At 68.1% G+C, this 20,785-nt stretch carries 21 protein-coding genes and 2 pseudogenes; 11 read left to right on the top strand and 12 right to left on the bottom strand.

What is annotated here, in order from left to right:
• A pseudogene (locus tag AC1RQF_RS21465) lies at positions 1 to 959 on the top strand (acyl-CoA dehydrogenase family protein); the annotation flags it as partial.
• Between the two features lie 73 nt (positions 960 to 1,032).
• Here AC1RQF_RS21465 and AC1RQF_RS21460 read toward each other — a convergent pair.
• Positions 1,033 to 2,319, bottom strand: a complete 1,287-nt coding sequence (locus tag AC1RQF_RS21460) for a D-amino acid dehydrogenase (RefSeq protein ID WP_274001896.1) — start codon at positions 2,317 to 2,319, stop codon at positions 1,033 to 1,035.
• Between the two features lie 135 nt (positions 2,320 to 2,454).
• On the opposite strand from AC1RQF_RS21460, the gene AC1RQF_RS21455 reads away from it, so the two are divergent.
• Both AC1RQF_RS21455 and AC1RQF_RS21450 read left to right on the top strand, forming a co-directional pair.
• The gene (locus AC1RQF_RS21455; protein WP_274001899.1) at positions 2,455 to 2,943 is read left to right on the top strand and encodes an Lrp/AsnC ligand binding domain-containing protein; all 489 of its coding nucleotides are present in this window, start codon (positions 2,455 to 2,457) and stop codon (positions 2,941 to 2,943) included.
• A gap of 92 nt (positions 2,944 to 3,035) precedes the next feature.
• The gene (locus AC1RQF_RS21450) at positions 3,036 to 4,181 is read left to right on the top strand and encodes a PA0069 family radical SAM protein (protein WP_492872910.1); all 1,146 of its coding nucleotides are present in this window, start codon (positions 3,036 to 3,038) and stop codon (positions 4,179 to 4,181) included.
• Between the two features lie 41 nt (positions 4,182 to 4,222).
• On the opposite strand, the gene AC1RQF_RS21445 is transcribed toward AC1RQF_RS21450, so the two are convergent.
• Positions 4,223 to 4,681, bottom strand: coding sequence for a TM2 domain-containing protein (locus AC1RQF_RS21445; protein ID WP_274001905.1), 459 nt, complete (start codon positions 4,679 to 4,681; stop codon positions 4,223 to 4,225).
• Between the two features lie 97 nt (positions 4,682 to 4,778).
• Positions 4,779 to 5,843 carry a PQQ-dependent sugar dehydrogenase gene (locus tag AC1RQF_RS21440; protein WP_274004244.1) on the bottom strand — a complete coding sequence of 355 codons (1,065 nt, stop codon included), beginning with the start codon at positions 5,841 to 5,843 and terminating at the stop codon, positions 4,779 to 4,781.
• A 259-nt stretch (positions 5,844 to 6,102) separates the two neighbouring features.
• Between AC1RQF_RS21440 and rpsP the strand changes: the two genes are divergently transcribed.
• The 6 genes from rpsP to AC1RQF_RS21410 all read left to right on the top strand — a co-directional run bounded on the left by rpsP (position 6,103) and on the right by AC1RQF_RS21410 (position 10,227).
• Complete coding sequence (rpsP, locus tag AC1RQF_RS21435) at positions 6,103 to 6,357, top strand: 30S ribosomal protein S16 (RefSeq protein WP_252987646.1); 255 nt, start codon at positions 6,103 to 6,105, stop codon at positions 6,355 to 6,357.
• A 42-nt stretch (positions 6,358 to 6,399) separates the two neighbouring features.
• The gene (gene rimM, locus AC1RQF_RS21430; protein ID WP_492872909.1) at positions 6,400 to 7,083 is read left to right on the top strand and encodes a ribosome maturation factor RimM; all 684 of its coding nucleotides are present in this window, start codon (positions 6,400 to 6,402) and stop codon (positions 7,081 to 7,083) included.
• Between the two features lies 1 nt (position 7,084).
• Positions 7,085 to 7,879 carry a tRNA (guanosine(37)-N1)-methyltransferase TrmD gene (gene trmD, locus AC1RQF_RS21425; protein ID WP_492872908.1) on the top strand — a complete coding sequence of 265 codons (795 nt, stop codon included), beginning with the start codon at positions 7,085 to 7,087 and terminating at the stop codon, positions 7,877 to 7,879.
• A gap of 136 nt (positions 7,880 to 8,015) precedes the next feature.
• Positions 8,016 to 8,408 carry a 50S ribosomal protein L19 gene (rplS, locus tag AC1RQF_RS21420; RefSeq protein ID WP_252987649.1) on the top strand — a complete coding sequence of 131 codons (393 nt, stop codon included), beginning with the start codon at positions 8,016 to 8,018 and terminating at the stop codon, positions 8,406 to 8,408.
• An 87-nt stretch (positions 8,409 to 8,495) separates the two neighbouring features.
• Entirely contained in the window at positions 8,496 to 9,176 is a 681-nt protein-coding gene (locus AC1RQF_RS21415) for a CoA pyrophosphatase (protein WP_492872907.1), read from the top strand.
• 112 nt (positions 9,177 to 9,288) lie between these two features.
• Complete coding sequence (locus AC1RQF_RS21410) at positions 9,289 to 10,227, top strand: CobD/CbiB family protein (protein ID WP_274001913.1); 939 nt, start codon at positions 9,289 to 9,291, stop codon at positions 10,225 to 10,227.
• A gap of 99 nt (positions 10,228 to 10,326) precedes the next feature.
• On the opposite strand, the gene AC1RQF_RS21405 is transcribed toward AC1RQF_RS21410, so the two are convergent.
• Genes AC1RQF_RS21405 through AC1RQF_RS21395 form a run of 3 tightly spaced genes read right to left on the bottom strand, consistent with a single transcriptional unit; the run spans position 10,327 to position 12,858 of the window.
• Complete coding sequence (locus tag AC1RQF_RS21405) at positions 10,327 to 10,644, bottom strand: putative signal transducing protein (protein WP_274001914.1); 318 nt, start codon at positions 10,642 to 10,644, stop codon at positions 10,327 to 10,329.
• Between the two features lie 16 nt (positions 10,645 to 10,660).
• A complete protein-coding gene (rsgA, locus tag AC1RQF_RS21400; RefSeq protein ID WP_492872906.1) occupies positions 10,661 to 11,602 on the bottom strand; it encodes a ribosome small subunit-dependent GTPase A in 942 nt (313 codons plus the stop codon).
• Complete coding sequence (locus AC1RQF_RS21395) at positions 11,599 to 12,858, bottom strand: M48 family metallopeptidase (RefSeq protein ID WP_274001916.1); 1,260 nt, start codon at positions 12,856 to 12,858, stop codon at positions 11,599 to 11,601. Before AC1RQF_RS21395 ends, rsgA begins: the two co-directional genes overlap by 4 nt.
• Positions 12,859 to 12,973: 115 nt before the next feature.
• Between AC1RQF_RS21395 and orn the strand changes: the two genes are divergently transcribed.
• On the top strand, positions 12,974 to 13,573 hold the full coding sequence (orn, locus tag AC1RQF_RS21390; RefSeq protein WP_274001917.1) for an oligoribonuclease: 600 nt from the start codon (positions 12,974 to 12,976) through the stop codon (positions 13,571 to 13,573).
• Positions 13,574 to 13,599: 26 nt separating this feature from the next.
• On the opposite strand, the gene mog is transcribed toward orn, so the two are convergent.
• Both mog and yjgA read right to left on the bottom strand, forming a co-directional pair.
• Complete coding sequence (mog, locus tag AC1RQF_RS21385; RefSeq protein ID WP_274001918.1) at positions 13,600 to 14,220, bottom strand: molybdopterin adenylyltransferase; 621 nt, start codon at positions 14,218 to 14,220, stop codon at positions 13,600 to 13,602.
• Positions 14,201 to 14,800 (bottom strand): ribosome biogenesis factor YjgA, encoded by a 600-nt coding sequence (gene yjgA / locus AC1RQF_RS21380; protein WP_492872904.1) that lies wholly within the window; start codon positions 14,798 to 14,800, stop codon positions 14,201 to 14,203. The genes mog and yjgA overlap by 20 nt, the downstream gene beginning before the upstream one ends.
• A 130-nt stretch (positions 14,801 to 14,930) precedes the next feature.
• Here yjgA and pmbA point away from each other — a divergent pair, with 130 nt between their 5' ends.
• Positions 14,931 to 16,301 (top strand): metalloprotease PmbA, encoded by a 1,371-nt coding sequence (gene pmbA / locus AC1RQF_RS21375; protein WP_274001923.1) that lies wholly within the window; start codon positions 14,931 to 14,933, stop codon positions 16,299 to 16,301.
• Positions 16,302 to 16,383: 82 nt separating this feature from the next.
• Here the strand turns inward: pmbA and AC1RQF_RS21370 are convergent, their stop codons facing one another.
• The 4 genes and pseudogenes from AC1RQF_RS21370 to AC1RQF_RS21355 form a co-directional block, all read right to left on the bottom strand.
• Entirely contained in the window at positions 16,384 to 16,887 is a 504-nt protein-coding gene (locus tag AC1RQF_RS21370; protein ID WP_492872903.1) for a dihydrofolate reductase, read from the bottom strand.
• A 71-nt stretch (positions 16,888 to 16,958) separates the two neighbouring features.
• Positions 16,959 to 18,440, bottom strand: a pseudogene (locus AC1RQF_RS21365) (sigma-54 dependent transcriptional regulator); the annotation flags it as partial.
• Between the two features lie 21 nt (positions 18,441 to 18,461).
• Positions 18,462 to 19,850 (bottom strand): hypothetical protein, encoded by a 1,389-nt coding sequence (locus tag AC1RQF_RS21360; RefSeq protein WP_274001928.1) that lies wholly within the window; start codon positions 19,848 to 19,850, stop codon positions 18,462 to 18,464.
• 105 nt (positions 19,851 to 19,955) lie between these two features.
• Entirely contained in the window at positions 19,956 to 20,780 is an 825-nt protein-coding gene (locus AC1RQF_RS21355; RefSeq protein ID WP_274001931.1) for a peptidase C39, read from the bottom strand.
• Positions 20,781 to 20,785: the final 5 nt, after the last annotated feature.

The raw sequence follows: 20,785 nt of genomic DNA, 5'->3' as shown, positions 1-20,785 counted from the left end.
GGCGCGGTGGGGTATCTGGTGGGCGACGAGAATCGCGGGCTGGAGTACATGTTCATCATGATGAACGCGGCGCGGTTCGGGGTGGGGATGCAGGGCGTCGGGGTGGCGGAGCGGGCGTACCAGAAGGCGGCGGCCTTTGCGAAGGAGCGGGTGCAGAGCCGGCCGGTGGACGGTTCGGCGAGACAGTCGGTCACGATCATCCATCACCCGGACGTGCGGCGCATGCTGGCGACGATGCGGGCGCTGACGGAAGGCGCGCGGGCGTTGGCGTAAGCGACCACGCGCATCGTCATCCGGACGAGACGGAGCGGGCGCGCCACCAGGGGATCTACGAATATCTGGTGCCGGTCGTGAAGGGCTGGAGCACGGAGATGGTGAACGAGGTGGCGAGCCTGGGCGTGCAGGTGCACGGCGGGATGGGCTTCATCGAGGAGACGGGTGCGGCGCAGTACTACCGCGACGCGCGGATCCTGGCGATCTACGAAGGGACGACGGCGATCCAGGCGAACGATCTGGTGGGCCGGAAGACGCAGCGCGACGGCGGGGCGGTGGCGCAGGCGCTGCTGGCGGAGGTGCGCAAGACGGTAGAGGCGTTGGGCGCGCAGGAAGGCGCGGCGTTCGCGTCGATGCGCACGCAGCTGGCGCGCGGCGCGCAGTCGCTGGCGGCGGTGGTGGAGTACGTGGTGGTGACGGCGAAGCGTGATCCGAATGCGGTGTTCGCGGGCAGCGTGCCGTACCTGAAGCTGGCGGGGATCGTGCTGGGCGGCTGGCAGATGGGGCGTGCGCTGCTGGCGGCGCATCGCGAGCGTGAATCGGACCCGGCATTCCACGACGCGAAGATCGCGATCGCGCAGTTCTACGCGGAGCACCTGCTCACGCAGGCGGGCGGCCTGGAGGCGGCGGTGCTGTCCGCCGACAGCGCGGGCGGCGTGCTCGCGCTGAGCGAGGACCAGTTCTGAGTCGTACGCGGACGCGAAGCGGCATGAAAAACGGCGCCCTCGGGCGCCGTTTGCACTGGAGCGCGGCCGGCGCTTACGCGTATGCGGGGCGGTGCTGGCCGACGGTCTCGCGCAGGTAGCGATGCACCGACAGGTCGTCCGCCTGGATCGCGGGCTTCTTGCCCGACATCAGGTCGGCGAGCAGCTGGCCCGAACCGCAGGACATGGTCCAGCCGAGCGTGCCGTGGCCCGTGTTCAGGAACAGGTTCGACACCGGCGTGCGGCCGACCACCGGCGTGCCGTCCGGCGTCATCGGACGCAGGCCGGTCCAGAAGGTCGCCTTCGAGGTGTCGCCGCCGCCCGGGAAGAGGTCGTTGACGCACATTTCGAGCGTCTCGCGACGCGCTTCGAGCAGCCGCCTGTCGAAGCCGACGATCTCCGCCATGCCGCCCACACGGATGCGCTGGTCGAAGCGGGTGATCGCGATCTTGTAGGTCTCGTCGAGTACGGTCGAGATCGGCGCGGCGGCCGTATCGACGATCGGCGCGGTGATCGAATAGCCCTTCAGCGGATAGACCGGGATCTTCACGAGATTCGCGAGCAGCGCGGTCGAGTAGGAGCCGAGCGCCACCACGTAGGCGTCGCCGCGCACCATCTCGGCGCCGCACTGCACGCCGGCGATCTTGCCGCCCGCCACGGCGAGCGCGTCGATCGGCGTGTTGTAGCGGAACTTCACGCCGAGCGACTCCGCGAGCGCGGCGAGGCGCGTCGTGAACAGCTGGCAGTCGCCGGTTTCGTCGCCCGGCAGCCGCAGGCCGCCCGTGAGCTTGCGCGACACCGCGGCGAGCGCGGGTTCGGCGCGGCCCAGTTCGGCGGGCGACAGCAGTTCGTACGGGACATTCGCGTCTTGGAGCACCGCGATGTCCTTCGCGGCGCCGTCGAGCTGCTGCTGGGTGCGGAACACCTGCAGCGTGCCGCCCGTGCGGCCTTCATATTCGATACCGGTGTCGGTGCGCAGCGCCTGCAGGCATTCGCGGCTGTATTCCGCGAGCCGCACCATGCGGCCCTTGTTCTCGGCGTAGCGCGCCTCGGTGCAGTTGCGCAGCATCTGCCACATCCATTGCAGCTGGAAGCGGGTGCCGTCGAGGCGGATCGCGAGCGGCGCGTGCTTCTGGAACATCCACTTGACGGCCTTCAGCGGCACGCCCGGCGCGGCCCACGGCGCGGCGTAGCCCGGCGAGATCTGGCCGGCGTTCGCGAAGCTGGTTTCGAGCGCCGGGCCGACCTCGCGATCGATCACAGTGACTTCATGGCCGGCGCGCGCCAGATAATAGGCGCTTGCCACGCCGACCACACCGCTGCCCAAGATCACCACACGCATAGTTGCTCCAAGATGGAAGGTCGGGCGGCGCCGGCGCGATGCGCTGAACCTTCGCTGCCCTAGTTTTTTGCGCTATGGTATTGTCGAATCGCCAGTTTTTGTTATCGTATTTTTTTGATTTTCAGTCGAAACCCAATGAGAACTCAACGCCAACCGGTGCGCGCGCTCGACAAGCTCGACCGCCGCATCCTGAAGCTGTTGCAGGACGACGGTCGCATGGCGATGAAGGACCTCGCCGAGCAGGTCGGCCTGACGGTCACGCCATGCATCGAACGGGTGCGCCGGATGGAGCGCGACGGCGTGATCACCGGCTACCACGCGCGGGTCGATCCGGGGCAGCTGGGCGCCGCGCTGCTGGTGTTCGTCGAGATCACGCTGGACCACAAGAACGGCAGCATGTTCGAGCAATTCCGGCGGGAGGTCATGAAGATCGACGAGGTGCTCGAGTGCCATCTGGTGTCGGGGGATTTCGACTACCTGATCAAGGCGCGCATCGGCGAGATGGCCGACTATCGGAAGCTGCTCGGCGATATCCTGCTGCAGCTGCCCGGGGCCGTGCAGTCGAAGAGTTATGTCGTGATGGAGGAGATCAAGGAGACGCTGACGATCTCGGTCGACGAGTAGGCGGGCGGACTTGGCATCGTTGCGTTAATACTGTATAAATATCCAGTATTAACGAAGGCGTGTTGGCGGCTCCGGCCGCATCCAGGTGCGTGATGAGCGATCGATCCGATGTCGAGTACCCGATTGCGCCGCCCGCGCCCCGCAAGGGGCGCGGGGCGGTCGGCAATCTGCAGGGGCGTTACGAGGTGCTGCAGCGCGAGCAGGTCGACGACGGCTGGACGCCATCCGACGACGAACTGCCTCCCGCGCTGCGCACGCAGGTGTTCGAGGAGCGCGCGAAGAGCATCCTCACGCGCAATGCGTCGCCGGACATTCCATTCAGCGTGTCGCTCAACCCGTACCGGGGGTGCGAGCATGGCTGCATCTATTGCTTCGCGCGGCCGACGCATAGCTATCTGGGTCTGTCGCCGGGGCTCGATTTCGAAAGCCGCCTCTATGCGAAGGTGAACGCAGCCGAATTGCTCAAGCGCGAATTCGCGAAGAAGCACTACATCCCCGAGCCCATCGCGCTCGGCGTCAGCACCGACGCCTACCAGCCGGTCGAGCGCGACCTGCGCATCACGCGGCAGGTCATCCAGGTGATGCACGACCACGGGCAGCCGTTCGCGGCGATCACGAAATCCTCGCTGATCGAGCGCGATCTCGATCTGCTCGCGCCGATGGCCGCGCGCGGGCAGGTGATGGCCGCGGTCACCATCACGACGCTCGATGCCGAACTCGCGCGCGCGCTCGAGCCGCGGGCCGCGACGCCCGTGCGGCGGCTGCGCACGATCCGCGCCTTGCGCGACGCGGGCGTGCCGGTCGGCGTCAGCATCGCGCCCGTGATCCCGTTCGTCACCGAGCCCGATCTCGAGCGCGTGCTGGAGGCGTGCGCGGAAGCGGGCGCGACGCATGCGAGCTATATCGTGCTGCGCCTGCCCTGGGAGGTCGCGCCCCTGTTCAAGGAGTGGCTGGCCGCGCATTTCCCGGATCGCGCGGACCGGGTGATGAGCCGCGTGCGCGACATGCGCGGCGGCAAGGATTACGAGTCGGCGTTCGGCCAGCGGATGAAGGGGGAAGGGATCTGGGCCGACCTGTTGAGGCAGCGCTTCCAGCAGGCGGTCAAGCGGCTCGGCTTGAACGTGCGCCGGGGCGGCGCGCTCGACATGTCGTTGTTCAGGATGCCGGACAAGCCGCGTGCGGCGGCGCCGTTCAAGGCGGCGCGCGACGCTGCGCAATTGAGCCTGTTTTCCGAGTAGCGCGCTTGCCCGTGAAGGGCGGATGCCGGCGGGCGCGCCGCTTACTGCGAAAGCTGCTTTGCCGCTTCGACCTGGGCCTCGAAGTAGGTTTGGAACGACAGGGCGAGGGCCGTCATCAGCAGAAACGCGCCGATCAGCAGCGAAAAGATCACGATGAAGATCACGGTCCAGCCGGAGCGGCTGTGGCGGCCGGTTTCCGCATTGAATTGCGCATCCCATTTCTCGTCGGGGCGCAGGCCGTAGACGAGCGCCGCGAGGAACGCCGCGAACAGCGAGATCGCGCCCGGTGCCGCCAGCCACCAGCCGAGCGTCGCGCTGCGCTGCGAATCGATCAGCAGCAGGATGCCCGGGATGCCGATCAGCGTGCCGAGCAGGTGCGCCCAGCCGGCGAGATCGCGCCAGCCGTACAGATAGAAGCGATGCGCGCCGAGCGAGCCGAGCAGGAAGGCGAGCGCGGCCGTGAGGGTCTTGGAGCGGAAACGGGGCGGGCGGCTGGACATGGGCGGGCGATGTGTCGACTGGGGGAGGGCCGCGCGGCGCGGCGAACGGGCTGGCATTCTACGATGCGAGGCTGCGCGCGGTCACGCCCGTGCTGCGTCAAGGTGCCGCATAGGTGACCCGGTAGATCGCGCCGGCGTGGTCGTCGCTGACGAGCAGGGAGCCGTCGGGCAGCGGCAGCACGTCGGCCGGCCGGCCCCAGGCGCTGTCGTCGGCGCCGAGCCATCCGGCGATGAACACTTCCTGGCGCGCGCGCTGGCCATCCGCGCCCGCGGTCACCCGCACCACGCGATAGCCGACCTTGCGGCTGCGGTTCCATGAGCCATGCTCGGCGATGAAGATGCTGTTGCGATAGCTGGCCGGGAACATCGCGCCGGTATAGAAGCGCATGCCGAGGGCCGCCACGTGGGCGCCGAGCTTCAGCGCGGGCGGCGCGTAGCGCGCGCAGTCGTGGCCCTGGCCGAATTCCGGGTCCGGCACATCGCCCGCATGGCAGAACGGATAGCCGAAATCGAGTCCCGCGCGCGGCGCGCGGTTCAGCGTGTCGTCGGGGCGATCGTCGCCGAGCAGGTCGCGGCCGTTGTCGGTGAACCAGAGCGCGTGCGTGACCGGGTGCCACGCGAAGCCGACCGAATTGCGCACGCCGCGCACGTAAGGCTCGTACCCACTGCCGTCGGGGTTCATGCGCCCGATCATCGCGTAGCGGTCGCGGTCCGCGAGACAGATATTGCAGGGCGCGCCGGTCGGCACGTACAGCTTGCCGTCGGGGCCGAACGCGATGAACTTCCAGCCGTGATGGCGTTCGGTCGGCAGCGCGTCGGTCACGACGGCCGGTTCGGGCGGCGCGGCGAGCCGGTTGTCGATCCCGTCGAAGCGCAGGATGCGCGAGATCGCCGATACATAGAGATCGCCGTTCCGATAGGCGACGCCGACCGGCATCGAGAGCCCCGAGGCGATCACCTGGTGCGCGGCGACCCGGCCGTCCCGCAGCGTCAGCGCGTGCACGCGACCGTCGGTGCTGCCCACGTACAGGATGCCGCGCGGCGACCAGGCCATCTCACGTGCGGTCGGCACGTCGTCGGCCAGCACCTCGACGTGGAAGCCGGGCGGCAGGGTCAGGCGCTCGATGGGCAAGGCGGCGCGCGCGAGCGACGCGGCGAACATCAGGCAAAGCAGAGCGGGGCGCAGCCGCGAGGCGCGCAACAGGGGGCGGGCTGCCTGACGGCGCGTGGATTTCAGGCGCATGACGAATAACGGGGAAGGAGCAACCAGGATCGCATCATGGGAAAATTGTAAGTCTGTTGTTCGGCCGCCGGGCGGCCGTCGGCGCATTTTGTGCGGTAAGTGTTTGTTGTGCCTCTTGTTTCCCGCTATAATCCCGTGTTTCAGTAGTTTCGAACCCGGTTTACCCGAAGGATTTCATATGGTCATCATCCGTCTGGCTCGCGGCGGCTCGAAGAAGCGCCCGTTCTACAACATCGTCGCAACCGATTCGCGTAACCGTCGTGACGGCCGCTTCATCGAGCGCGTCGGCTTCTACAACCCGGTTGCCGAGAAGGGCGAAGCACTGCGTATCGTGCAAGATCGTCTGGCGTACTGGCAAGGCGTGGGCGCGCAGCTGTCGCCGACCGTCGAGCGTCTCGTCAAGCAAGCGCAAAAGGCGCAGCCGGCTGCCTAACATGGCGCGGTTTGCCGGACGTGCCGTCCGAGAGGTTTGCTGATGTCGGATCACGATTCCGGTAGCGCCAAGGGCGCGCGCGGGCGAACGCCGTTTGGCGTGTTCGTCCGCAAGCCCGTCGAGCGCGCGTCCGAACAGGGCGTCGCGGGCGGGGAACACACGAGCGTCGAGACGGCGCAGGCCTGGCCCGACGATGCGGTCGAGGTCGGCGCGGTCGTCGATGCGTACGGCCTCAAGGGCTGGGTCAGGATTGCGGCCCATGCCGGGGCGGGGCGAGGCGGCGATGCGCTCCTCAAGGCCCGTCACTGGTGGCTGGAGCAGAAGGGCGGTGCGCGTGCCGGCATGCGCGTGTCCCAGGCGAAGACGCATGGCGACTCGGTCGTCGCGCATCTCGCCGGCCTGGATGACCGCGATGCGGCGCTGGCGATGCGCGGTACGCGCGTGTTCGTGGGCCGCGGCGATTTTCCGGCGCTGGCCGCCGATGAATTCTACTGGGTGGATCTGATCGGTCTCGACGTCGTCAACGAAGCGGGTGTTTCGCTTGGCGAGGTCGCCGACATGATCGACAACAGCGTGCATTCGATCATGCGGATCACCTACCCGTCGACCGGCAAGGATGGTCGGCCGGTGACCGGCGAGCGGCTGATCCCGTTCGTCGGCGTGTATGTCAAGACGGTGGATCAGGCGGCGCGGCGGATCGTGGTCGACTGGGAAGCCGATTACTGAAATGAATCAGGCTCAGGAGCGCGCGATGCAGTTCGATGTCGTCACGCTCTTTCCCGAGATGTTTCGTGCGCTGACCGAGTGGGGCATCACGAGCCGCGCGGTGAAGCAGGGGCGTTTCGGTTTGCGCACGTGGAATCCGCGCGATTTCACGACGGACAACTATCGCACCGTCGATGATCGTCCGTATGGCGGCGGTCCCGGCATGGTGATGCTGGCCAAGCCGCTCGAGGCGGCGATCGGTGCGGCGAAGGCCGCGCAGGCGGAGCAGGGCGTGGCGGTGTCGCGGGTGGTCATGATGTCGCCGCAAGGCGCACCGCTCACCCACGAGCGCGTGACGCGGATGGCGAATGAGCCCGGCGTCGTGCTGCTGTGCGGCCGCTACGAGGCGATCGACCAGCGTCTGCTCGATCGCTGTGTCGACGAGGAAATCAGCCTCGGCGATTTCGTGCTGTCGGGCGGCGAATTGCCGGCGATGGCGCTGATGGACGCGGTGGTCCGGCTGCTGCCCGGCGTGCTCAATGATGCACAGTCGGCGGTGCAGGACAGTTTCGTGGACGGCCTGCTCGATTGTCCGCACTACACGCGCCCCGAGGAGTACAAGGGCGAGCGGGTGCCGGACGTGCTGCTCGGCGGCCATCACGCGGAAATCGAGCGCTGGCGTCGCCAGCAGGCGTTGAGCAATACGCTGAAGAAGCGTCCGGACCTGATCGTCCAGGCGCGTCGCAACAAGTTGTTGAGCCGGGCCGATGAGGCGTGGCTCGCAAGTTTCCCGAAGGAAGCGAAGCAGACCTCCTGAGGTCGTCTCGCGGATTCGGGACCAGGCGGTGTCGCGGCATGCGTGCCCGGCGCCAGATGTGAATCCATCCTCTATCGGGGCCGAGCCGGGTTAACCGCAGGCGCGAACGCCGACATGATGGTTTTAGGAGTCAGTGATGAATCTGATCGCAAAACTTGAGCAGGAAGAAATCGAGCGCGCGCTCGCAGGCAAGACCATCCCCGAATTCGCCCCCGGCGATACGGTGATCGTGAACGTGAATGTGGTTGAAGGTACCCGCAAGCGCGTCCAGGCCTACGAAGGCGTCGTGATCGCGAAGCGCAACCGTGGCCTCAACTCGGCCTTCATCGTCCGCAAGATTTCGTCGGGCGAAGGCGTCGAGCGTACGTTCCAGACCTACTCGCCGCTGCTGGCGAGCATCGTCGTGAAGCGTCGCGGTGACGTGCGTCGCGCGAAGCTGTACTACCTGCGCGAGCGTTCGGGCAAGTCGGCCCGGATCAAGGAAAAGCTGGTGTCGAAGGATCGCACCGCTGCCGCTCCGCAAGCGTAAATGTTGTAAGGAAAAAGCACCCTTCCGGGTGCTTTTTTCATTCCGGCGCGACAATACGCAGATCCCTGCCCATACGAAGAGCGCCCTTTGACCCGCCGCCCGATCATCGATCCCGAAGTTCTGCCCGTCGAAGCCACCGGCAGCGATCTGCCCGCCGTGGCCCCCCGCCTCCTGACGCCCGCCGGCCTGCGCGAACGCTTCTCGCAATCGCTCGAATGGAACCGGGAGCCCGACGAAGTGCACCTGGACGGCGATCCGCGCAGCGCGGCCGTGCTGGTGCCGTTCGTCGTGCGCGAGCACGGCCTGACCGTGCTGCTGACCCGGCGCACCGCTCATCTCAATGATCACGCGGGGCAGATCAGCTTCCCCGGCGGGCGCCGCGAGCCCGACGACGCGGATGCGCGCGCCACCGCGCTGCGCGAGGCGTGGGAGGAGATCGCGCTGGACCAGGAGCGGGTCGAGGTGCTGGGCGCGCTGCCCGATTACCTGACGGGGACCGGATTTTGCGTGGCGCCCGTCGTCGCGCTCGTGCATCCGCCGTTCACGGTCCAGGCGGACACCTTCGAAGTCGCCGAGATTTTCGAGGTGCCGCTCGCGTTCCTGATGAATCCTGCCCACCACGAGGTGCGCGTGTTTCGTTGGGAGGGCGGCGAGCGTCGTTTTTTCGCGATGCCGTATCCGGATGGGCGCGTCGACGGACATTACTTCATCTGGGGCGCAACAGCGGGTATGTTGCGCAATCTTTACCGCTTTTTAACGGCTGCCTGAGCATGCCGGTCGCCCGGGCGAGCTTGTCCTGCGGGCGCGGCAGGCCATGCCGGGCGTGGGCTGTGCTATCGTTATGCGAAAAATCTCATAACGCGGATCGCCCGACTTTCGCATGACTTTCTTCTCGGTTCTCCTCGCACTCATCATCGAACAGGTCCGCGCGCTGTCGCCGAGCAATCCGGTCTTCGCGCTGTTTCAGTTCCATGCGGAAACCGCCGCGCACGGCTTCGACGCCGGCAAGAAAAAACATGGCGTGCTGGCCTGGCTGGTCGTCGTGCTGCCCTGGGTGCTGGGCGTCGCGCTCGTGTATTTCCTGTTGTTCAAGCTGAGTTTCGTGCTCGCGTTCCTGTGGAACGTCGTGGTCGTGTACTTCACGCTGGGTTTCCGCCAGTTCAGCCACTATTTCACCGACATTCATCTCGCGCTCAACAACGACGACGTGCCGCGCGCGCGCGAGATTCTCCACGAATGGACCGGCATGGACACGGTCGACATGCCGGTGGGCGAGATCGTCCGCCACACGCTGATCCATGCGGTGATCGCGTCGCATCGCCACGTATTCGGCGTGTTCTTCTGGTTCGTGCTGCCGGTCGGCCCGGCCGGCGCGGTGCTGTACCGGATCGCGGAATACCTGGCGCGCAGCTGGTCGGTGCCGGCCGATGACCGCACCGCGGCCTTCTCCAATTTCGCGCAGCGCGCGTTCTTCGTGATCGACTGGGTGCCGGCGCGCCTCACGGCGCTTGGTTTCGCGATCGTCGGCAATTTCGAGGACGCGATCTATGCGTGGCGCAACCATACGCGCCAATGGCCCGACCCGAACGACGGCGTGCTGCTGGCCGCCGGCAGCGGCGCGCTGGGTGCGCGCCTCGCGGGGCCGCTCGCCGAGCCGTCGGGCATCGACGCGCTCGCGGTCGGCGACAGCGGCCCGCTGACGGTCGGCGACGACTGCACGCCGCGCACGCTGCAGTCGGCTGTCGGGCTGGTCTGGCGTGCCGTGATCCTGTGGATGATCCTGCTGCTGATGCTGACCATCGCGGTGTGGGTGTCGTGACGTCGACGCGCCTTTCGCGTTCCGCCCATTGAAAAAGCCGGCTCGAAGCCGGCTTTTTCGTATCTGCCCCTGCCCGTGGGGCGTTCCCGCGCGGCGCGCTCAACCGTCGCGCGGGTCGCGCGCCGCGCCGCAGCGCCAGCATTCGGTGAACTGCGCTTCGAGCGTCTCGCCGCACCGTCCGCAGCGCCACGGCGCGGCGTCCGCGCGCGGGCCCCGTGCGGCGGCGTCGATCAGGCGCCGCGCGAGCGCTTCGTCGCGTTCGTCGTCGAGCCAGATCTCGGGGCCGCACTGGTCGGCCGGGATTCCGCCGAGCGCGCCCGTGGCATAGCGGTTGTGCAATTCGCAGCCGATGCCGGCCGCGCTCAGCACGTTGGCCCAGTGCTGGGCGGTCGCGAGATCGGGGGCTTTCAGTCGCATCGTGGTCCCGGCGGGCCTAGCGCACCACCTGGCTCGCCTCGTGCACGAGCTGCGCGTACAGCGCGTGACGCGTCGGGGCGATGCGGCCGTTGGCGACCGCTTCGAGGATCGCGCAGCCGGGCTCGTGCAGATGGTGGCAGTTGTAGAAACGGCAGTCGGCGAGCAACGGCCGGAATTCAGGGAACGCGCGCTCCAGCATGCCTTCCGTCAGGTGATAGAGCCCGAATTCCTGGAAGCCCGGCGAATCGATCAGCGCGCCGCCGTCCGGCAGCGGGTAGAGGCGCGTGAAGGTGGTCGTGTGACGGCCGCTGTTGAGCGCCGCGGAGATCTCGCGGGTGGCGGCCTCAGCGTCCGGGACGAGCAGGTTGACGAGGGTCGACTTGCCCATGCCCGACTGGCCGAGCAGGATCGTCGCGTGGCCGGCGAGATGCGGCGCAAGCTGCGCGCGCGCGTCCTCCGGGCGGCCCTTGACCGACATCTCCAGCACCGCGTAGCCGAGCGCGCGATATGGCGCGAGGCGTGCGCGCGCCACATCCAGCGCGGCTTCGACGTCGATCTTGTTCAGCACGATCAGCGGCTTGAGCGCGTTGGCCTCGGCCGCGATCAGCGCGCGGCCGAGCAGATCCTCGCTGAAATAGGGCTCGGTCGCGAGCACGATCAGCAACTGGTCGAGGTTAGCGGCGAACAGCTTCGACTTGAACTGGTCCGAGCGGTACAGCAGGTTGCGTCGCTTGCCGATCTCGACGATCACGCCCTGGTCGGCCGAGCTGCGCTCGTAGAACACCTGGTCGCCGACCGCGACCTCGCTGCGCTTGCCGCGCGGAAAGCACTGCAGCATGGCTTCGCCGCTCGCGGGTGCCACGAGGTAGTGGCGGCCGTGCGCGGCGATCACGCGCCCTTCGGCGCGCTCGCCGCCGCGGGCGGGCCGGGCCGGCTGGTTACGGGGCGGGCGGCTCATGAGTGTTGCAGCAGACGGTCGATGCGCTGCGAGGCGGGCGGGTGCGAATAGTAGAACGCGGTATAGACCGGGTCGGGCGTCAGCGTCGATGCGTTGTCCTCATAGAGCTTGACGAGCGCGTTGACGAGATCCCGGGCGTCGGTCTGGCTGGCCGCGAACGCGTCGGCCTCGAACTCGTGCTTGCGCGAGCTGAGGCTGCCGAGCGGCGTGACGAAGAACAGGAAGACCGGCATCGCGAGCACGAACAGCACGAGCGCGAGGCCCGCGTTGCTGCTGGTCAGCGACGGCATCACGCCGAGGCCCGTGTAGAACCAGCTGCGCTGCGCGAGCCAGCCGAGCAGGGCGAGCATCGCGAGGCTCAGCACGAACGACACGAGCATCCGCTTGATCACGTGGCGGCGTTTGAAATGGCCGAGCTCGTGCGCGAGCACGGCCTCGATCTCGCTGCCGGACAGGCGCGCGAGCAGGGTGTCGAAGAACACGATGCGCTTGGCCGCGCCGAAGCCGGTGAAATAGGCGTTGCCGTGCGCGGAGCGGCGGCTGCCGTCCATCACGAACAGCCCCTTGGCGGCGAAGCCGCAGCGCGTCATCAGGCCCTCGATGCGCGCGCGCAGCGCGTCGTCGCCGAGCGGCTCGAACTTGTTGAACAGCGGCGCGATGAAGGTCGGGTACAGCACCAGGACGAGCATCTGGAACACGCCCCAGACGATCCAGGTCCACAGCCACCACAGCGCGCCCGTCTGGTTCATCAGCCACAGCACGACGAACAGCAGCGGCAGGCCCAGTGCGGCGCCGAGCAGCGTGTTTTTCACGAGATCGGTGAAGAACAGCCGTTTTGTCATCCGATTGAAGCCGAAGCGCGCCTCGATGCCGAACTGCCGGTAGTACTCGAACGGCAGGTCGATCACGCTCGTGACGGCCAGCACGGCCGCGACCAGCGCGACCTGCTGCGCATAGCCGTGGCCGAGCCAGCCGGCCAGCAGCGTGTCGAGCGCGCCGACGCCGCCCAGCAGCGTGAGCCCGACCAGCACCGCCGCGCTGACGACGATCTCCAGCAGGGTGAGGCGGGTGCGCTCGATCGTGTAGTCGGCGGCGCGCTGGTGCGCGGCGAGCGGGATGGTCGCGCGGAACTGTTCGGGCACGCGGCCGCGATGGGCGGCGACGAAGCGGGTCTGCCGCGACGCGAGCCATAGCTTGGTGCCGACCATCGCGAGGACCGCGGCGGCAAACAGCAGGGTGAACGTATAGGAGGACATCGAGGGAGCCAGTGGTATCTATGCGAGAATTATATGTTCTTGCGGACCGGGCTCGCTCGACGATCTCCGGCCGCGTGGGCGGCCGCTCGCCGCCCGCCATTTTCCAGGATGACTCATGACCGACACTTCCGCTCCCGCCGGCGCGCCCGCGCTTGTCCGCACCGATATGAATCTGGTGTGGCTCGACATGGAAATGACGGGGCTCAATCCGGACGAGGACCGCATCATCGAGATCGCGGTGGTCGTCACTAATTCGACGCTCGACGTCGCCATCGAGGGGCCGGTGCTCGCGATCCGCCAGAGCGATGAAACCCTCGCCAAGATGGACGACTGGAACAAGAACACCCACGGCCGCTCGGGCCTGATCGACCGGGTGCGCGCGTCGACCGTCACGGAGGCCGACGCGGCCGCGCAGATCGAGGCGTTCCTGGCCCAGTACGTGCCGCCCGGCAAGTCGCCGATGTGCGGCAATTCGATCTGCCAGGACCGCCGCTTCATGGCGCGCTGGATGCCGGAGCTCGAACGCTTCTTCCACTACCGCAATCTCGACGTCAGCACGCTCAAGGAGCTGTGCCGCCGCTGGCAGCCGGCCATCTACAAGGGTTTCCAGAAGCGCGCGATGCACACGGCGCTCGCCGACATCCACGAGTCGATCGACGAGCTCAAGTACTACCGCGAACACTTCCTGATCCCGGCCGCCGCGCCGGCGGCCTGAGGGCGGAAGGGCGGGCGGCGCGGCCCTCAGCCGGGCGCGCGCCGCGCGCTCTTCGGGCGGAACGCGTCGACCACCTCCGGCGCAGTCTCCGCGTACGGACCGCCGATCAGGTCGATGCAGTAAGGCACCGCGGCGAAGATGCCCGGCACCTTCACGGCGCCGTCGCCGCCGCGCAGCCCTTCGAGGGTTTCCCTGATCGACTTCGGCTGGCCCGGCAGGTTGATGATCAGCGCCGCGTGCCCGGCGGTCTCGCGGATCACCGCGACCTGCCGCGACAGGATCGCGGTCGGCACGAAATTCAGGCTGATCTGCCGCATCTGCTCGCCGAACCCCGGCATCTCCCTGGTCGCCACCGCGAGCGTCGCCTCGGGCGTCACGTCGCGGCGGGCCGGGCCCGTGCCGCCCGTGGTCAGCACCAGGTCGCAGCCGGCCACGTCGACCAGCTCGACGAGCGTGGCCGAGATGGTCGGCGCGTCGTCCTGGATCAGCCGCGTTTCGGCCCGCCACGGCGAGCGCAGCGCCTGGCCGAGCCAGCCCTCGAGGGCCGGGATGCCCTGGTCCTCGTAGACGCCGCTGCTCGCGCGATCGCTGATCGACACGAGGCCGACCACGAGTTCGTCGGGGTGGTTACGCTGTGTCGTCGTCATCGTCGGGCTCCTCGGCGTCGTCGGCGGCATCGCCCGGCGCGCCGCTGGCGGCCTTGATCCACTGGAACAGCTCGCGGAAATAGCGCGGCGGCCGGCCCTGCTCGGTTTCCTTGCGCGCGTTGCGGATCAGCGTGCGGCCTTCCTGCACGTCGGCGGCCGGATGCCGGCGGATGAACTCGGTCAGCGCGTCGTCGTTCGCGAGCAGCTGTTCGCGGGTGCGCTCGATCCAGTGCAGCTTGGCGGTCTCGGCCTTGTTGACGCCGCGCTGGGTGTCGAGCGCGGTGCGCAGCGCGGCCGTCTCGGCGTCGGTCAGCGTGCGCATCACGCGCCCGACGTACTGGATCTGCCGGCGCCGGCCTTCGTGATCGGTGATGCGCCGCGCTTCGCGCACGGCTTCGCCGAGGCTTTCCGGCATCGGCATGCGCTTGAGCGCGTCCTTCGGCAGCTCGACGAGCGCCTCGCCGAGCACCTGCAGCGCGTGCATGTCGCGTTTCAACTGGGATTTGCTGGGGCGATCGTAGCCGTGGCCGGCGTCTTCGTCGGCATGCTCGATCGGTTGGATACGGGTTTTGCGTGTCATGGGCCGCATTGTATCGCGGCGCGCCCGGCGCACGCTGACCCGGGTGCGGGATCCCGGACCTTGCTATGATCGCGGGATACGCTTCTTTTCACCCCGCGGGCGATGCGCCCGCCACCGGACACCCACGACGATGGCTGCAAACCTCGACGCACAGGCGGGCTACTTCCCGCACACGCAGGACCAATTGAAAGAAATCGCGTCGGACATCCTCCGTCACGCGAAGACGCTCGGCGCCAGCGACGCCGCCACCGAGATCTCCGAGGGCGACGGCCTGTCGGTGTCGGTGCGGCGCGGCGCGGTCGAGACGATCGAGCACAACCGCGACAAGATGGTGGGCGTCACGGTGTTCATCGGCAAGAAGCGCGGCAACGCGAGCACCTCGGACTTCTCGCCGGAGGCGCTGAAGGACACGGTCGCGGCCGCCTACAACATCGCGCGCTTCACGGCCGAGGACGATGCCGCCGGCCTGGCCGAGGCCGAGCTGCTCGAAACCGCGCCGCGCGACCTCGACCTGTACCACCCGTGGCAGCTCGATGCCGACGAGGCGGTCGAACTCGCGCGCCGCGCGGAAGACGCGGCCTTCGCGGTCAGCCCGCAGATCCGCAATTCGGAGGGCGCGAGCGTCTCGGCGCAGCACTCGCAGTTCGTGCTCGCGACCTCGCGCGGCTTCGTCGGCGGCTATCCGTACTCGCGCCACTACGTCGCGTGCGCGCCGATCGCCGGCAGCGGCCGGCACATGCAGCGCGACGACTGGTACACCTCGAAGCGCAACGCGGCGGATCTCGCCGCGCCCGAGTCGGTCGGGCGCTATGCGGCCGAGCGCGCGCTCGCGCGGATGGGCGCGCGCCGCCTCGATACCCGCAAGGTGCCGGTGCTGTTCGAGGCGCCGCTCGCCGCGGGCCTTCTGGGCGCGTTCGTGCAGGCGGTGAGCGGCGGCGCGCTGTATCGCAAGACCTCGTTCCTCGTCGACAGCATGGGCAAGCCGGTGTTCGCGCCGCACGTGCAGATCGTCGAGGACCCGCACGTGCCGCGCGGCATGGGCAGCGCGCCGTTCGACGAGGAAGGCGTGCGCACCCGCTCGCGCAGCGTCGTGAAGGACGGCGTGGTCGAAGGCTACTTCCTGTCGACCTATTCGGCGCGCAAGCTCGGCATGCAGACCACCGGCAACGCGGGCGGCTCGCACAACCTCGCGCTGCGCAGCGCGCGCACCGGGGCGGGCGACGATTTCGATGCGATGCTCAAGAAGCTCGGCACCGGCCTGTTGCTGACCGAACTGATGGGGCAGGGCGTCAACTACGTGACGGGCGACTATTCGCGCGGCGCGGCGGGATTCTGGGTCGAGAACGGCGTGATCCAGTATCCGGTCGAGGAGATCACGGTCGCGAGCACGCTGCAGGACATGTTCCGCCACATCGTCGCGATCGGCGCGGATTCGATCGTGCGCGGCACCAAGGAAACCGGCTCGGTGCTGATCGAGCAGATGACGATCGCCGGGCAGTAAGTGGAGCGGGCTTCACCCCGCGCCCGAAAGCAAAAGCGCCGCTTGCCGCGGCGCTTTTTTCATGGTGCGCGCGATGCGCCGCTCAGGCGGCGCGCTTGCGCCGGTAGACGACGAACGCGTAGGCGAAATCGTTCGGCGCGTTCGCGCGGTGCGTCTCGCGCGAGGCTTCTTCCCAGTGCACCGGGTCCGGCGCGGGAAACGACGCGTCGCCGCTGAAATCGGCGTCGATCTCGGTGACGATCAGCTTGTCCGCGTGCGCGAGCCCTTCCGCGTACAGTTGCGCGCCGCCGATCAGGAACGCCTCGGCGGCCTGGTCGCGCGCGGCGAGCGCGAGCGCGTCGGGCAGCGAGGTGACCGCATCGCAGCCGTCGAAGCGGCGCGTCGCGTCGCGCGTGACGACGATGTTGCGGCGCCCGGGCAGCGGCCGGCCGATCGATTCGTGGGTCTTGCGGCCCATCACGATCGGCGCGCCCATCGTGGTGCGCTTGAAGAAGGCGAGATCCTCGGGAAGTTTCCAGGGGAGTTGGTTGTCGCGGCCGATCACGCCATTGCGGGCGCGTGCGACGATCAGGGTCAGCGTAGTCATGCGGGAGGGCGGAAGTCGAACCGGAAGAGCCCGATTCTACCGGAGCGCCGCGCGCGGCGCGCCGTCCGCGCTCAGGCCGGCGTCTCGTTGTCGTCGTCGCACGCGAGCGCGCGCTGTTCGGCGCACGCGAGGTCGCGCAGGCCGTGCGCGCCCATCAGCCGGTACAGCGTGACGCGCGACACGCCCAGCTCGACCGCCGCCTCGGTCAGGCGGTGGCGGTGCCGCAGCAGCGCCGCCTCGATCGCGCGGCGCTCGGCATGCTCGCGCGCCTCGGCGAGCGTGGTCGTCTGCTGCAAGGTGTACTGCGCGAGATCGAGGTCGGCGGCGGACAACAGCCGGCTGTCCGCCATCACGATCGCGCGCCGGATCCGGTTGATCATCTCGCGCACGTTGCCGGGCCAGCCGTAGCTGTGCATCGCCTCGATGGCGCAGGGCGTGAAGCCGCGGATCCGGCGCGCGCTGTCGTCCTTGAATTTTTGCAGGATGTGGTGCGCGAGGATCTCGATGTCCTTGCCGCGCGCGCGCAGCGGCGGCTCGTCGACGCGCAGCACGCACAGGCGATGGAACAGGTCGGCGCGGAAGCGGCCGTCGCGCATCGCGGCATCGAGGTCGACATGGGTCGCGGAGATGATGCGCACGTCCACCGGGATCGATTCGTGGCCGCCGAGCCGCTCGATGCGGCCTTCCTGCAGGAAGCGCAGCAGGCTCGACTGGCTTTCGATCGGCATGTCGCCGATCTCATCGAGAAACAGCGTGCCGCCGTTGGCCGATTCGACCCGGCCGATCTTGCGCTGGTTCGCGCCGGTGAACGCGCCGCGCTCATAGCCGAACAGTTCGGACTGCAGCAGATGATGGGGAATCGCGCCGCAGTTGATCGGCACGAACGGCGCCTTGCGGCGCGGCGAGCGCTCGTGGATCGCGAGCGCGGTCAGTTCCTTGCCGGTGCCCGATTCGCCCGAGATGAACACGGTCGCATCGGTGTTGGCGATCTTGCGGATGGTGCGGAACAGCTGCTGCATCGCGTCGCAGGTGCCGACCATCTCGTCGTCGCCGCTGGCCGCGAGGCCCGCCGCGAGATCGAGGTCGCACAGCGTCACCATGCCGTACGCATGGCCCACCAGGTAATCGAGCGTCGCCTGCGTCGGCGCGCCTTTCACGTAGTCGAAGCAATACTGGCGGATCAGCTTGCGGATCTCGGCGTCGTGCAGGCGCGCGTCGGTCGCGAGCGCGATCCAGCCGACCTGTTGCTGGCGCAGGATGCCTTCGAGCGCCGCCAGGTCGCGCGCGCCGAAACTGTCGAGATCGATGAGGCCCGCGTGCGGCACGTCCGGTTTCAGGAGCCGCCCCGCCTCGCTGGCCGTGCGGGCGGTCAGCACCTGCCAGCCGCGCGCGCCCAGGTGCTCGACCAGCACGGCATCGGGCGCGCGCGACAGGTACAGCAGCGCGCGCGCGGCTGGATCATCCGCCGCCCGCGAGCCGGACGGCGCGACCGCGAGGTGCGGCGCATAGCCCGGTGCGGCGGCGGGAGAGAGGGGGCGGGAATCGTGCACGATGACCTCGTTCGATTTCGACGGCTAGAACGTGTACGGGAATCGCACGCCCACGACAAAGTTCGGCGCGTCGGGCGTGAGCCCGATGGAGACCGACGCATTCATCGTCAGGTGCTTGTTGAACACGTGGTTGAGGCCAAAATTGACCGTCGACGCCGTGGTCTGACTACCCGGTACTTTCTGCCATCCCTGGCCGGGGGCTTGGGTTTCGGTTTGTGGTTCGATCGCCATCGTGTACGAGATGCTCGCCGAGTCGCGCTCGGAGAACGCAAGCGCGACGCCGCCGCCGAACTGGATGATGTCGCCGAGTTTCACCTTGGCGGGTTCGGTCTGCCCGACCACCGACGAGATGTCGGAGAACGAGCGCGCGACGTTGTACGTATACGAGAGGCTGCCGAACAGCACGATCGGGTCGTAGGTCTTCAGCGCCGACACGCCGGCCGTGATCGCCCACATGCCGGTGCCGGTCGGCAGCTTGTCCGGCGCGACCAGGTTGGTGTTGTTCGGATCGATCTGTTCGAGCTTGATGCCGAACGGCGAGGTGCCGGTCGGCGTCTTGACGCGCAGGCTGGCCACGATGTCGGGCATGTTCTGCGTTTCCTTCAGGATCTGGTAGTAGAGCCCGAAGTTGACGTCGCCGAGCGCGTGCGAATTCACGGTCGAGTCGGACAGCGTGCTCGCCGCGCCGCCCGCGCCGCCGACGATGAAGCTGCTGGTGCGGTACAGGTAGGGCACGTCGACGTCGATGTTGATCCGGCTGGTGAGGCCGTAGCGGACGTCGACGTCGGTCATCAGCTGGTGCGACTTGGTCTCGCCGAGATTCAGGTTGCCGAGGAAGATCGCGTCGAGCGCCAGGAACCCGGACAACTGCAGCTGGCGGCGGTCGTAGTAAGTGTCGCTGATGCCCCAGTCGATCGTCAGCTTGTGATCGAAGAGCGGCGCATGCTCGCGCTGCACGACCGCGTTCTCGGCCTCGGTGCGGCTCGGCTGGGCGGCCTTGTTGTCGGTGCCGATGGTGCCGGCCGACCCGCTCGCCGCGCTGCCCTCCGACGATGGCGGCACGGGCGGCGTGACGGGCACGCCGGTCGCGGTGCCGGTGCCTTCGCCGCCCGCGGGCGAGATCGGCGTGTACTGCGCCACCGTGGTCGGCGCGCCCACGCCGTCGGCGCTGCCGCCGGGCACGCCGCGACCGCGCTGCGCCATCTGCAGGTCGATGACCTGCTGCTCGAGCGCGTCGATCTTGCGTTGTTGTTCGTCGACGACTTTCATCAGCGTATTCAGGCGGTCTTCCATTGACTGATCCGCAAGCGCCTGCGCGCTTGCCCCCTGCGCCAGCGCGAACAACAGGGCGGCGGCCGGAATGGCCGCGAGCGCGTGGCGTGGCAAGTACTTGTTCAACCTTGTGTGGTGCATGGTCCTTCCCCCGGTGTGGCCGCCGCGCGTCGGCTCATCGAACCGGTGCGCGGCCGCCTGGAACGGCGCATCTGCATGGTGAGGCCGAGCGGTTTGCGAGCCGCGTTATCTCCTTGTCATGACGCTGTTTTGCAGCGCTTGAAGAATCCCCATCTGTCTCAGCGTGGACGCCGACATCTGCTGGGTCTGCAGTTGCAACTGCAGTTGGTTGCTCGCGTTTTGTGAGTTGCCCGCGATTTGCAACAGCTGGGCGATGGCGCCCGCTTGTTGGGTGTTGCTCGGCGTGATGGTCTGTTGCGCGAGTCCCGCAGGCGTCTGCAGGGCGAGCGCGATGCCACCGTTGCCGAAGGTGATGCCGGCTTTGATCGTGCCGGTCGCGTTGCTGGCGAAGGCGCTGGACGACGCGCTCGCGCCGGGCAGCATCGTCACCTGCGGATCGCCCGAATTGAAGTCGATCAGCGCGGTGTTGGTGCCGCCGTTGTAGCTGCCGGCCACTTGCGTGACCTGCGAGATGCCGTTGACCGAGATCGACTGGCCGCCTGCGGCGACCGCGTTCGGCGTCGCGCCGCTCGGGCCCGCGCCGCCGATCACCTTGGCGAGCGTCGAGACCTGGGCGGACAAGTGGTTCGCGGCGTTGGCCGCGACCGACAGCGAGCCTTGCGCGACGGCCAGCGCGCCGTTCGGCAACTGCCATTGAGAAAGCAGGTTCAGAACGAACCCGGAAATCATCGAGGAGTCGGCATACTTGCCGGTCTGTTGTGCGAGCACGTCGTCACCGACGTCCTGCAGGGGCAGGGCGTCGGGCTCGGTGTCCTGGGCGAATGGAAGGGACAGCGCGGGGGGCGCGCTTTCGGCTGCGATGGCGCTGCTCGCGAAGCCGCACGCGGTCGCGCACCACGCGAGGCAAAGCGGCGGGAGGTAGCGTTTCATGATGG

This window comes from Burkholderia sp. GW821-FHT14F03, assembly GCF_058803765.1.
This window is presented reverse-complemented; position numbering and strand designations above follow the sequence as displayed.

Coding starts and splice junctions, on each gene's coding strand:
- yjgA (WP_492872904.1), bottom strand. CDS start 14,800: ATGACACGCAAAACCCGTATCCAACCGATCGAGCATGCCGACGAAGAC.
- trmD (WP_492872908.1), top strand. CDS start 7,085: ATGAATCAGGCTCAGGAGCGCGCGATGCAGTTCGATGTCGTCACGCTC.
- AC1RQF_RS21460 (WP_274001896.1), bottom strand. CDS start 2,319: ATGCGTGTGGTGATCTTGGGCAGCGGTGTGGTCGGCGTGGCAAGCGCC.
- mog (WP_274001918.1), bottom strand. CDS start 14,220: ATGACGACGACACAGCGTAACCACCCCGACGAACTCGTGGTCGGCCTC.
- AC1RQF_RS21410 (WP_274001913.1), top strand. CDS start 9,289: ATGACTTTCTTCTCGGTTCTCCTCGCACTCATCATCGAACAGGTCCGC.
- AC1RQF_RS21355 (WP_274001931.1), bottom strand. CDS start 20,780: ATGAAACGCTACCTCCCGCCGCTTTGCCTCGCGTGGTGCGCGACCGCG.
- AC1RQF_RS21455 (WP_274001899.1), top strand. CDS start 2,455: ATGAGAACTCAACGCCAACCGGTGCGCGCGCTCGACAAGCTCGACCGC.
- AC1RQF_RS21405 (WP_274001914.1), bottom strand. CDS start 10,644: ATGCGACTGAAAGCCCCCGATCTCGCGACCGCCCAGCACTGGGCCAAC.
- AC1RQF_RS21395 (WP_274001916.1), bottom strand. CDS start 12,858: ATGTCCTCCTATACGTTCACCCTGCTGTTTGCCGCCGCGGTCCTCGCG.
- orn (WP_274001917.1), top strand. CDS start 12,974: ATGACCGACACTTCCGCTCCCGCCGGCGCGCCCGCGCTTGTCCGCACC.
- rpsP (WP_252987646.1), top strand. CDS start 6,103: ATGGTCATCATCCGTCTGGCTCGCGGCGGCTCGAAGAAGCGCCCGTTC.
- rimM (WP_492872909.1), top strand. CDS start 6,400: ATGTCGGATCACGATTCCGGTAGCGCCAAGGGCGCGCGCGGGCGAACG.
- AC1RQF_RS21450 (WP_492872910.1), top strand. CDS start 3,036: ATGAGCGATCGATCCGATGTCGAGTACCCGATTGCGCCGCCCGCGCCC.
- AC1RQF_RS21360 (WP_274001928.1), bottom strand. CDS start 19,850: ATGCACCACACAAGGTTGAACAAGTACTTGCCACGCCACGCGCTCGCG.
- AC1RQF_RS21440 (WP_274004244.1), bottom strand. CDS start 5,843: ATGTTCGCCGCGTCGCTCGCGCGCGCCGCCTTGCCCATCGAGCGCCTG.
- rsgA (WP_492872906.1), bottom strand. CDS start 11,602: ATGAGCCGCCCGCCCCGTAACCAGCCGGCCCGGCCCGCCCGCGGCGGC.
- pmbA (WP_274001923.1), top strand. CDS start 14,931: ATGGCTGCAAACCTCGACGCACAGGCGGGCTACTTCCCGCACACGCAG.
- rplS (WP_252987649.1), top strand. CDS start 8,016: ATGAATCTGATCGCAAAACTTGAGCAGGAAGAAATCGAGCGCGCGCTC.
- AC1RQF_RS21445 (WP_274001905.1), bottom strand. CDS start 4,681: ATGTCCAGCCGCCCGCCCCGTTTCCGCTCCAAGACCCTCACGGCCGCG.
- AC1RQF_RS21370 (WP_492872903.1), bottom strand. CDS start 16,887: ATGACTACGCTGACCCTGATCGTCGCACGCGCCCGCAATGGCGTGATC.